General features: G+C 72.9%; 8 protein-coding genes. 5 read left to right on the top strand and 3 right to left on the bottom strand.

Annotation, left to right across the window (positions count from 1 at the left end; translation table 11 throughout):
* Window positions 1–2: 2 nt before the first annotated feature.
* The 5 genes from O7629_RS12400 (at window position 3) to meaB (ending at window position 7,374) form a co-directional block, all read left to right on the top strand.
* Window positions 3–1,235 (top strand): MAB_1171c family putative transporter, encoded by a 1,233-nt coding sequence (locus O7629_RS12400; protein WP_278169322.1) that lies wholly within the window; start codon window positions 3–5, stop codon window positions 1,233–1,235.
* Window positions 1,232–2,152, top strand: a complete 921-nt coding sequence (locus O7629_RS12405; RefSeq protein WP_278169323.1) for an oxygenase MpaB family protein — start codon at window positions 1,232–1,234, stop codon at window positions 2,150–2,152. The genes O7629_RS12400 and O7629_RS12405 overlap by 4 nt, the downstream gene beginning before the upstream one ends.
* Window positions 2,153–2,249: 97 nt before the next feature.
* Window positions 2,250–4,142 carry a methylmalonyl-CoA mutase subunit beta gene (locus O7629_RS12410; RefSeq protein WP_278169325.1) on the top strand — a complete coding sequence of 631 codons (1,893 nt, stop codon included), beginning with the start codon at window positions 2,250–2,252 and terminating at the stop codon, window positions 4,140–4,142.
* Complete coding sequence (gene scpA / locus O7629_RS12415; protein ID WP_278169327.1) at window positions 4,139–6,343, top strand: methylmalonyl-CoA mutase; 2,205 nt, start codon at window positions 4,139–4,141, stop codon at window positions 6,341–6,343. Before O7629_RS12410 ends, scpA begins: the two co-directional genes overlap by 4 nt.
* Entirely contained in the window at window positions 6,340–7,374 is a 1,035-nt protein-coding gene (gene meaB / locus O7629_RS12420) for a methylmalonyl Co-A mutase-associated GTPase MeaB (RefSeq protein ID WP_278169328.1), read from the top strand. Before scpA ends, meaB begins: the two co-directional genes overlap by 4 nt.
* Window positions 7,375–7,411: 37 nt before the next feature.
* On the opposite strand, the gene O7629_RS12425 is transcribed toward meaB, so the two are convergent.
* The 3 genes from O7629_RS12425 to O7629_RS12435 form a co-directional block, all read right to left on the bottom strand.
* Window positions 7,412–8,293, bottom strand: coding sequence for a metallophosphoesterase (locus O7629_RS12425; protein ID WP_278169330.1), 882 nt, complete (start codon window positions 8,291–8,293; stop codon window positions 7,412–7,414).
* 109 nt (window positions 8,294–8,402) lie between these two features.
* Entirely contained in the window at window positions 8,403–10,364 is a 1,962-nt protein-coding gene (locus tag O7629_RS12430; RefSeq protein ID WP_278169331.1) for an AMP-binding protein, read from the bottom strand.
* Window positions 10,365–10,654: 290 nt separating this feature from the next.
* The gene (locus O7629_RS12435) at window positions 10,655–11,986 is read right to left on the bottom strand and encodes a cellulase family glycosylhydrolase (RefSeq protein ID WP_278174511.1); all 1,332 of its coding nucleotides are present in this window, start codon (window positions 11,984–11,986) and stop codon (window positions 10,655–10,657) included.
* Between the last annotated feature and the right edge of the window lie 6 nt (window positions 11,987–11,992).

Consider the following 11,992-nt stretch of genomic DNA (forward strand, 5'->3'; position numbering starts at 1 on the left):
CGATGGACATCCCGCTGTACGCGGTCTGTGCCGCCGCCGGCTGGCTCGCCTTCGGCTACAAACTGGGTGACCTGCGGCGGGACCGCGACAACCGGGTGCTGCGGGCGATGGTGTACGCCTTCTGTTCGTTCGCCGCCGGAGTGACCGTCGCCGTCCGCCCGGTCGCCGAGGCGGTGGACCGGGTCACCGGGCTGCCGAACCTGGCCAAGCTGCTAGCGCACGCCGGAGTGATGGGGGTCGCGGCCAACTCCGAAATCCTGCTGCTGTTCCTGGCCCTGCCGCCGGCGGTCGCGGCCCGCCGGGTCCGGCGTCGGGTGATCGCCTCGATGACCGCGTTCGGGCTGCTCACCGTACTATGGGCGACCACGTTGGCCGGTGCCGCACCGGTCCGGTTGGTGGTCGAGGACGCCGCTCATCCGGCGGTCGCCGGCTACTTGGTCGTCTACCTGATCGTCTTCGTCTGCTACGCCGCCGACCTGGCCCGGCTCTGCTGGCGCTTCTCCCTGGTCACGCCGCGTCGGTGGCTCCGCCGTGGACTGCGGATCACCGCGTTCGGCGCGGCCGCCGCACTGCTGTACTGCGCCACCAAGGCCGGTTACCTGGTCGCCTACCGGGTCGGCCGGGAACCGGCCGGCGAGCCGCAGATCGCGGCGGTCCTGGTGACCGTCGGCGCGCTCAGCATGCTGATCGGTCTCACCCTGCCGACCTGGGGTCCCACCGTGGACACCGGGCGGGCCTGGTTGCGGCGGCACCGGTCGTGGCGCCGGTTGGCGCCACTGTGGCGGGCGGTCAGCAGGGCGCAACCGCACCTGGTTCTCGACGACCGGGCCCACCACCGGCGGGTGGCGCTGCGCGACATCGACTACGCGCTGCACCGCCGGATCACCGAGATCCGGGACGGCCGGCTGGCGTTGCGCCCGTACATCGATCGCCGGATCGCGCCGACGGCCGACCGGCTGGCCGCAGCCGCCGGCCTGACCGGCCCCGACTGTGCGGCGCTGGTCGAGGCGGCGATGATCGCCGCCGGAGCGCGGCAGGCAGCAACCGGCACGCCGGTGCGGGAGCCGGACTTCTCCGAGCCGCACGATCCGCCGAACGGCTATCCTGGCGAGGTCGCCTGGTTGGGTCGGGTGACCGAATGGTTCAGCCGCTCCCCGCTGGTCGACCAGGTGCTGGCCGCCGCCGCGTCGTCGCCCGAGCCACGGCCCGCGCCACCGCCGCCACACCGATCGTGAACGGGGCCTTCGTGCAGCCGCACCGCTACGCCAACCTCCGACGTGACCGATACGCCAACTTGCGGCGGATCCGCACCCTCGACCCGCAACTCGACTACCTCGAGATCTATCAGACGATGGTGCGCTACGAGTTTCCGTGGGACAGCAAACTCGGCCTGAACCTGGCGTTCAACCGGTCCTTCTCACTGCCCCGGGTCGCCGCCGTGCACGTGCGCACCGGGGAGCTGCTGCACCACACCCGCAAGCGGATCGACGACACCGGACTGCTGATGTACGAGATGATGCTGCACGGTCTCGACGCCCCGCGCGGTCGCGACGCGATCCGGCGGACCAATCAGATCCACCGCCACTACGACATCGCCGACGACGACTACCGCTACGTCCTCGGCTGCCTGGTGGTCGTCCCGATCCGCTGGCTGGAGCGGTACGGCTGGCGGCGGCCCTGCTGCCACGAGCGGACCGCCGCCTACCACTACTATCGGGAGCTGGGTCGACGGATGGGTATCCGGGACATTCCGGGCTCCTTCGACGAGTTCGCCGCCTGGTTCGACGACCACGACCGGACGCATCTGCGCTACAACGACGACGCCGCGTCGATCGAGCGGGCCACCCGGGCGCTGCTGCGCGGCAAGATCCCGCGACCGCTCGCGCCGGTCGGTGACACGCTGGTCGCCGCCCTGTACGACGACCGACTGCGGGCCGCGACCGGGGTGGCCACGCCCAACCCGGCGGTACGCGCGGGTCTGCACGCCGGGCTGCTGCTGCGCGCCGCGCTGCTGCGCTGGGCCGGCCGACCGCGGCGGACCCCACTGTTCGCCGACGGTATCCGCACACCCACGTATCCGGACGGGTACGAAATATCCTGGCTCGGCCCGGTCACGACGGGACCCGGCCACCCCACCGAGGAATCGTCGTAGTCGAGCAGACACGCTTAGTCGACCACGTTCGGTGGATGTGGTCACAGTCCGGGTACGGGTCCGACCATCAGCGCGACGCACCCTTAACATCCCGTGCATGACGGTGCCATCCGAGAGCCTCGACCCGGCCGTTGGATTCCCGCCGGCCACGCCGGACGACTGGCGACGGCTCGCGCTCGGCGTCCTGCGCAAGTCGGGCGCCGCCGGCCCGGACACCCCGGCCGAGCATGTGGACGAATTGCTGGCCACCACCACCTACGACGGCGTCCGCCTCGCCCCGCTGCACACCCGGCCGGCGGCCCCACCGGACGTCGGGGTGCCCGGGACCGCACCGTACGTGCGCGGGGCCCAGGCCCGACGCGACGGCGGCGGCGCGGGCGGCACCGACCCGGCCGAGACGGTGGCCGGCTGGGACGTCCGGCAGCGGTACGCCGACCCGGATCCGAAGGCGGTCCGGGAGGCGATGCTGACCGACCTCGCCAACGGTTGCACCTCGGTCTGGATCGACCTGACCGCCGGTGGCCTGCACCCGACCGACCTGCCGGAGATACTCGACGGGGTCCACCTCGAGCTGGCCCCAGTGGTGCTCGACGCCGGCGCGGACAGCGTCGCCGCGGCCAAGGCGCTGCTCACGCTCGCCGACGACCGGGGCGTCGAACGCGGCGCCCTGGCCGGCTGTCTGGGCGCCGACCCGCTCGGCTGGCAGGCCCGCACCGGCCAGCCCGGTGACCTCGCGCAGCTCGGCGTCCTAGCCGGGTACGCCGCCCGGTCACCGGGCCTGCGCGCGGTCACTGTGGACGTGACCGCATACCACGACGCCGGCGGCAGCGACGCCCAGGAAATCGGCTGCGCCCTCGCCACCGGGCTGGCCTACCTCCGGGCCCTCACCGACGCCGGCCTCGACCTGCCGGCCGCCTTCGGGCAGCTGGAGTTCCGCTTCGCCGCCACCACCGACCAGTTCGCCACCATCGCCAAGCTGCGCGCCGCGCGGCAGGCCTGGGCCCGCGTCGGACAGCTCTGCGGCGTACCCGAGGCGGGTCGGCAGCGGCAGCACGCGGTCACCTCCGCCGCGATGATGACCGCCCGGGACCCGTGGGTGAACATGCTGCGCACCACAGTGGCCTGCTTCGCGGCCGGGGTCGGCGGGGCGGACGCGGTCACCGTCGCGCCGTTCGACGCCCGGTTGGGGCTGCCGGACGGCTTCGCCCGGCGGATCGCCCGCAACACCCAGTCGGTGCTGCTGGCCGAGACGCACCTCGGTCGGGTGCTGGACCCGGCCGGCGGGTCCTGGTACGTCGAACAGTTCACTTCGGACCTGGCGGCGACCGCCTGGGACTGGTTCACCGAGATCGAGCGGGCCGGCGGTGCCGCCGCCGCGCTGTCCGCCGGGCTGATCGCCGACCGGATCGACGCGACCTGGCAGCGCCGGGCCGACAATCTGGCGCACCGGCGGGACCCGGTGACCGGGGTCAGCGAGTTCCCCAATCTGGACGAGCGGCTGCCCGCCCGTACCCCGGCGCCCGTACCGCCCGGCGGCGGCCTGCCACGACGGTTCCACGCCGGGGGGTTCGAGGCCCGGCGGGACCGGGCCGACGCGTACCTGGCGGCCACCGGCGTCCGGCCGAGTGTCTTCCTGGCCACCCTGGGGCCACTCGCGGCGCACAGCGCCCGCGCCGGGTTCGCCGGCAACCTCTTCGCCGCCGGTGGGATCGCCACCACCCGGGGTGGCGACCCGGCCGACGACCCGGCGGCGATCGCCGCCGCCTTCGCCGCCGATCCGTCCACCGTGGCCTGCATCTGCGGCACCGACGCCAGCTACCCGGCGGCCGCCGGGCCGCTGGCCGCCGCGCTGACCGCCGCCGGGGCCCGGCGGGTCTGGCTGGCCGGCCGGCCCGCCGGCCACGACCACGTCGACGGCTACCTGTACACCGGCTGCGACGCGACGGCCGTCCTCGACGCCACGTTCGACGACCTGGAGGTCCCCCGATGATCCCGGACTTCTCGCAGGCCACGCTGCTGCCGCAGGACGGTCGGGGCAACGCCGGCGGGCCGGCCGCGACACCGGGCCCGCAGCCGCCCGGGCCGACCTGGCACACGCCGGAGGGGATCGAGGTCGCGCCGCTGTACACCGCGGCGGACACCGCCGACCTGACCTTCCTCGACACGGTGCCCGGCGTCCCGCCGTACCTGCGCGGACCGTACCCGACGATGTACACCACTCAACCGTGGACGATCCGCCAGTACGCCGGGTTCTCCACCGCCGAGGAGTCCAACGCCTTCTACCGGCGCAACCTGGCCGCCGGGCAGAAGGGCCTGTCCATCGCCTTCGACCTGGCCACCCACCGGGGGTACGACTCCGACCACCCCCGGGTCGCCGGGGACGTGGGGATGGCCGGGGTCGCGGTGGACTCCATCTACGACATGCGGCAGCTGTTCGACGGCATCCCGCTGGACCGGATGAGCGTGTCGATGACCATGAACGGTGCGGTGCTGCCGGTCCTGGCGCTCTACATCGTCGCCGCCGAGGAGCAGGGCGTACCGCCGGAGAAACTCACCGGGACCATCCAGAACGACATCCTCAAGGAGTTCATGGTCCGCAACACCTACATCTACCCGCCGGGGCCGTCGATGCGGATCATCTCCGACATCTTCGCCTACACCTCGGCACGGATGCCCCGGTTCAACTCGATCTCCATCTCCGGCTACCACATCCAGGAGGCCGGGGCGACCGCCGACCTGGAGCTGGCGTACACCCTCGCCGACGGCGTCGAGTACCTGCGGGCCGGGCAGACCGCCGGGCTGGCAGTGGACACCTTCGCGCCCCGGCTGTCGTTCTTCTGGGCGATCGGGATGAACTTCTTCATGGAGGTCGCCAAGTTGCGGGCCGCCCGGCTGCTGTGGGCCCGGCTGGTCCGCGACGCTGGCGCCACCAACCCGAAGTCGTTGAGTCTGCGCACCCACTGCCAGACCTCCGGCTGGTCGCTGACCGCGCAGGACGTGTTCACCAACGTGGTCCGCACCTGCGTCGAGGCGATGGCGGCCACCCAGGGGCACACCCAGTCGCTGCACACCAACGCGTTGGACGAGGCACTGGCCCTGCCCACCGACTTCTCCGCCCGGATCGCCCGCAACACCCAGTTGCTGCTGGCCCAGGAGTCCGGGACCAACCGGGTGATCGACCCGTGGGGTGGCAGCTACTACCTGGAGCGGCTCACCCACGACCTGGCGCACCGGGCGTGGCAGCACATCCAGGAGGTGGAGGCCGCCGGTGGCATGGCCCGGGCGATCGACGAAGGGTTGCCCAAGCTGCGGATCGAGGAGGCCGCCGCCCGCACCCAGGCCCGAATCGACTCCGGCCGCCAGCCGGTGATCGGCGTCAACCGGTTCCGGCCGGACGCCGACGAGCCGATCGAGGTGCTCAAGGTCGACAACACGGCGGTACGGGCCGCGCAGCTGGACAAGCTGCGGCGGCTGCGCGCCGAGCGGGACGGGTCGGCGTGCGACGCGGCGCTGGCGGCGCTGTCCCGCGCCGCCGACGCCGGACCCGACGCCGGCGGTGACGGGCTGTCCGGCAACCTGCTCGCGTTGGCGGTCGACGCCGCGCGGGCCGGTGCCACCGTCGGGGAGATCTCCACCGCGCTGGAGCAGGTGTACGGCCGGCACGCCGCGCAGATCCGTACCATCAGCGGGGTGTACCGACAGGAGGCGGGCGCGGTGGCCGGGATCGACCGTGCCCGGGCCGCAACCGACGCGTTCGCCGTCGCCGAGGGACGCCGGCCCCGGATCCTGGTCGCGAAGATGGGCCAGGACGGGCACGACCGGGGGCAGAAGGTGGTCGCCACCGCCTTCGCCGACCTCGGCTTCGACGTCGACGTGGGTCCGCTGTTCCAGACCCCGGCCGAGGTCGCCCGACAGGCCGTCGAGGCCGACGTGCACCTGGTCGGTGTCAACTCCCTCGCCGCCGGGCACCTGACCCTGGTGCCGGCGCTACGCGACGAACTGGCCGCCCTCGGCGGGGACGACATCATGGTGATCGTCGGCGGGGTGGTGCCGCCGCAGGACTTCGAGGCGCTGCGCGCCGCCGGTGCGGCGGCGATCTTCCCGCCCGGCACGGTGCTGGCCGACGCCGCGGTGGACCTGCTCGCCGAGCTGTCCCGTCGGCTGGGGCACGACACCGCCGAGGCCGGATGACCGGCGGACGACGCGCGCCGGCACCGGTGGCCGACTACGTCGCCGGAGTGCGGGCGGCGGCACCGGCGTGGCTGGCCCGGGCGATCACCCTGGTCGAGTCGACCCGGCCGGACCACCGGGCACACGCCCAGCAGGTGCTGGTGGCGCTGGCCCCGTACGCCGGGCAGGCCCGGCGGGTCGGGGTGACCGGCGTACCCGGGGTCGGCAAGTCCACCTTCATCGACGCGCTCGGGTCCCGGCTGACCGGCGACGGGCACCGGGTCGCGGTGCTGGCGGTCGACCCGTCGTCGGCCCGCAGTGGCGGCAGCATCCTCGGTGACAAGACCCGGATGGCTCGGCTGGCCGCCGACCCGGCCGCGTTTGTCCGCCCGTCGCCGACCGCCGGCACGCTCGGCGGGGTGGCCCGCGCCACCCGGGAAGCGATGGTGGTGGTGGAGGCCGCCGGCTACGACGTGGTGCTGGTGGAGACCGTCGGGGTCGGACAGTCCGAGACCACCGTTGCCGAGATGGTCGACACCTTCCTGCTGCTGACGCTGGCCCGCACCGGTGACCAACTGCAGGGCATCAAGAAGGGTGTGCTGGAGCTCGCCGACGTCGTGGTGGTCAACAAGGCCGACGGCGCGCACGCGGCGGAGGCCCGGTCCGCCGCACGTGAGCTGGCCGGGGCGTTACGGATGCTGCGCGGCGGGCACGACGACTGGGCCGTCCCGGTGCTCACCGCCAGCGGCCGGGACGGGACCGGGCTGGCCGAGGTGTGGCAACAGGTGACCGCCCACCAGGACCGGCGGCGGGCCAGCGGTGAGCTGGACCGGCACCGCCGGCAGCAGCAGCTGCGCTGGGTCTGGGCGATGGTGCGCGACGGGTTGCTGGACCAGCTGCGCGGGCATCCGGCGGTGGTCGCGCTGACCCCGCAGACCGAGAAGCGGGTGCTCGCCGGGGAAATCACCCCCGCGCAGGCCGCGGCGCAACTGCTGGCGGCGTTCACCGGCCCGGCCGGCGGCGGCACCGACCGGTCGAGCGGCCAAGGCTGACCGGACGCTGAGCAGCCCCGGGCTGACCGGCGGCTGATCAGGCCGGCTGCGGGCCGGGCAGGATCCGGCGCAGCTGGCCGGGCACCGCCAGGCGGCGACGCCACTCCCGGGGGTAGCCGACCGACACCTCCTCGAAGCGCACGCCGTCGTAGACGGTGGTGCGCGGGATGTGCAGGTGTCCGTAGACCATCACCGCCGCCCGGTACCGCAGGTGCCAGTCGGCGGTCCGGTCGGTGCCGCACCACATGGCGAACTCCGGGTAGCGCAGCACGTCCATCGGCGTCCGGACCAGCGGGTAGTGGTTGATCAGGACGGTGGGCAGTTGCGGTCCCACCTCGGCGAGACGCTCTTCGGTCTCCGCCAGCCGTCGCCAGCACCACTGCTCCCGGGTCGGGAACGGGTCCGGATGCAGCATCGCCTCGTCGGTGCAGACGATGCCGGTGCGGTGTGCGTACGCGAGCCCTTCCGCCTTGGTGCTGGTGCCCGGCGGCAGGAAGCTGTAGTCGTACAGGGTGAACAACGGTGCCACCGCCGCCGGTCCGCCGGGACCGGACCAGATCAGGTACGGGTCCTCCGGGGTCCGCACGTCGAGCGACCGGCAGAGGTCGACCAGGTGCGCGTAGCGCTCCACACCGCGCAGCTGTACCGGGTCATGCGCGGTGGTCCACAGTTCATGATTGCCCGGCGACCAGATCACCTCGGCGAACCGCTCGCGCAGCGTGGCCAGCGCCCACCGCACGTCGGCGATCGTCTCGGCGACGTCGCCGGCGACGATCAGCCAGTCCTGCGGCGCCGGCGCCGCCAGGTCGGCGACGATCTGGCGGTTCTCCGGGTACGCGATGTGCAGATCGCTGATCGCCCACAGCGTCGGTGCCGTCCCCGTGGCCTCCCCGTCGCCGCCGGTCTGCCGTACCGTCACCGTGGCCACCCTCCCGTCCGCGTTCCGTGTCCGGTCCACCACCGGTGTCGATCATCCGGTACGCGGCCGCCGAGCGGTAGCCCGCCCGCCGATCGATGTCGGCGGGGGGTCACCCCGGCCCGGGGCCGCCACCACGACCGGCGACACCCGCGCTGGCCGCCACCACCACCCGGTTCTCGCCGCGCAGCCGGACGTCGGGCTCCGGCTCGGCGACCCGGGTCGCCCCGGACCGCTCGGGTGTCTCGTCGCCGTCGGTCCGGCGGTCACCGCGGCCGACCAGATGCAGCCGGCCGTCCTCGTCGAAGCGGCCCAGGTCCCCGCTGCGGTAGAGCAGCTCACCCGGGATCTCCGGAAACGGGTTGGCGACGTACCCAGCGGCGGCGCGCCATGGCGTGCCGTGCCGGCCGGCGCCGACACCCGCCCCGCCGATCAGGATGGCGCCGGTGGCACCGGGCGGCAGCAGCCGCAGCCGGTCGTCGGCGACGAGCAGGTGGCAGTTGTCGACCGGCTGGCCGACCGGGATGGCGTCGCCGTCGGTCTCACCCACCCGGTGGTAGGCGACGGCGGCCGTTCCGACCGGGCCGTACCCGGTGCTGACCTCGACCTGCGGCAGCAGGCGTCGCAGTCGGCGGGCACTGGCCGGCCGCAGCCCCGGACCCGGCACCACGACATGGCGCAGGCTGGCGAGACGCCCGGCGACCGCGGCGTCCCGCTCGATCGCCGCCACCATCGCGTCGAGCGTGTCCGGCTCCGTGTCGATCATCGTCACCTGCTCGGCCGCGACAACGGCGACCATGGTGGACAGATCCGGCCGGCCGGAGACGGGGGACGCCAGCACCAGCCGCCCGCCGGTGGTCAACGGCCAGATGAGGTTGCCGACCGACGGAGCAGGCCCGGGGCCGCCCGGCAGCACGACCTCACCGCCGGTGGCGGCGAAGAAGCGGGTCATGAAGTGCACCCGGTCCGTCAGGGCGACATGCCGACTGACGGTGCACCGCGGTACCCCGTCCGCGTCGGCGGTGACCAGGGCGTGCGCCAGGTCGTCGGGCGTACCCGCCGGTTCCGGGCGCCGGCGGGATGAGGGGACCTGACCCGGCCGTACGTCGATCACGCGGGCGCCGGACAGCACTGGATCCCCGGACGGCGCGGCGGCGAGCACAGGGGCACCGGGTACCGATGCCAGCACGGACCGTAGTCTGGCCGGTGACCAGCGCGGATCGACGGTGACATGGACGGCCCCGATCTTGAGCAGCGCGAGACTGGCCACCGGCAGCGCCGGACCGGCGGCGAGCAGTACCGGCACCGGGTCGCCGGGCCGGACGCCGACCTCGGCCAGGGTCGCAGCCAGTCCGTTGGCGGCGTCGTCCAGTTCACGGTAGGTGAGGCGGCCTCCCGCGCCACTGACCGCGACCCGCTGGGGATGCCGGTCCACCGCCTGCTCGACCAGCAGGTGCAGCGGACGGAACGGCCCACGGTCCACCCGACGACCGGCGTACCGGTCGAGCAACAGGTCACGAGAGGTACCGCTGATGCCGGCGGTACGCCAGCTGGCCTGGCCGGGTTCGTCGACCAGTTCGCGCAGCACCTCCGCGTACAGCTCGGCGACCGCCGGCAGGCAGCGCCGCCACGGGTCCCCGCCGGGGCAGCTGGCGTGGATGGTCAGGTGGTTCGCGGTGACCCGCCAGTCGATTCGGGCCGTGGGCGGGCCGGGCGGAGCCGCCACCCCGGTGGTCGCCCGCACCAGCAGGGTGTCCCGCCGTTCCGGCAGCAGGTCCACCGGGCGCAGCCGCCGGGACAGCCAGGAGCGGACCGCCGGGCCGGCCAGATGGCGCAGCTGCTCAGGGGGGTCGACCAGGTCGAGGCCGAGCGTCGTCGTGGTCGACCGGATCGGCACCGGCCGGTCCAACCGGGCGGCGGTCTCCAGCGCGGCGAGCGCTCCGAAGACGACCGCCTGGGCTTCGTCGATCGACGTCCGGGCGCCGACACAGGACGTGCGGTAGGTCGCCACGGTCGGGGCCACCCGGGTGGACGCCGCCGTCCCGTCGCTGGCCTGGACACGTTCGGATGCCATTCCGCTGTCCTCCCCTGGCGACGGCGCGCTGCCGATCGACCACGAACGCAAAACTCACCGCGATCGGACCATCACCCAGAGAGGTTATGTCAAATAGGCAGAAGTGAAAACATCTAACTTTGCGTGACGACGATTTCCGACAACAGGTACTCCCGCTCCCCTACGCCGCATAGTTCCTATGCGGCACATGCCGGAAAGGTGGCGGGGTGCCGTGCCGACCTTCCGGTTCGGCCGTCACGGCACCCCACCGACCGACGCGAATACTCCCACTCGGTGGCTAATGCCGGCTTTCAGTGGGTCGGGAAGTCGTCCGCACTGCGAATCCGTTCCCGAATCCAGACACCCGCCTCCTTGAGCGGGGCGGTACCGGCGTAGGAGCCGCTGCCGCACACACCGGTTCGGAAGACCGCCCCGGACCGGAAGTCGTCGGAATAGTTCCAGTTCACCCAGCTGATTTTGCGCGATTCCAGCAGGTCGATCCACAACTGGGCGTTGACCAGATCGTTGGCCCCGTCGCCGGTGTAGGTCTGGATGCCGAACTCGGTGACGAACATCGGCAGCTGGTCCGCCGCCCGCGACAGCGCCGAGCGGTACGCGTCGTGATGCGAGCCGGCGTAGAAGTGGAAGGTGTACATGATGTTGGTCGCGTTCACCGGATTGGCGATGACCTCGGCCTCGCTGCCGCCTTCCGACACACCCAGCGACGACCAGGCCCGGGTGCCGACCAGCACGATGCCGTCCGGGTCGGCCGCCCTGATCACCGGGATGACCTGCTCGGCGTAGCTCTTGATACCGGCCCAGTCGACCCCGTTCGGCTCATTGGCGATCTCGTAGAGCACGTTCGGCTTGCCGGCGTGCCGCTGGGCGATCTCAGCGAAGAAGGTCTTGGCCCGGTCCAGGTTGTAGTTGGGGTCACCCGGGGTCAGCATGTGCCAGTCGACGATGGCGTACATGCCACGGGCGGTCGCCTCGTCGATCAGTCCGTGCACCCGGTCGGTGAAGCCGCGCGGATCGGTCTCGTAGCCGTCCTCCTGGATGTACATCGAGATCCGCAGGACGTCGGCCCGCCAGTCGGTGGCGAGCGTGTCCAGCGAGGCATCGTCGAGACAGTGGGCGTACCACTGCAGACCGTGCGTGCTCATGCCGCGCAACTGGATCGGGTGGCCGTGCTGGTTGCACAGGTTGACCCCGCAGACCCGCAACTGACCGTTGACCGCGACCGGCGTGGTGCCGGTCGGCGGCGGGGTCGTCGGCGGAGCCGTCGTCGGCGGCGGGGTGGTCGGGGCCGGTCCGCCAGCGCAGTCGGCCCCGTTGACCGTACAGTTGCCGGGTGTTCCGCTGCCGACGACGATGAACCCGAACGTGGTGCTGCCGCCGGCCGCGATGGTGCCGTTCCAACTGGCGTTGTCGAACGTGTACCGGTTACCGACGGCGGCCGACCGTGCGTTCCACGACGAGCTGACCCGGCTGCCGGCCGGCAGGTCGAAGCTCACCTGCCAGGAGGTGATGGTGCCGGCCGTGTCGTTGGTGACGGTGAACCGGCCCTCGTAGCCGCTGCCCCAGTCGTTGACCTTCACGAAGGCCGCGGTGGCGGCGCTGGCCGACGGCGCGAGCAGGGCCACCGCCCC

Origin of the sequence: Solwaraspora sp. WMMD792, assembly GCF_029626105.1 — a bacterium.
Taxonomy (GTDB): domain Bacteria; phylum Actinomycetota; class Actinomycetes; order Mycobacteriales; family Micromonosporaceae; genus Micromonospora_E.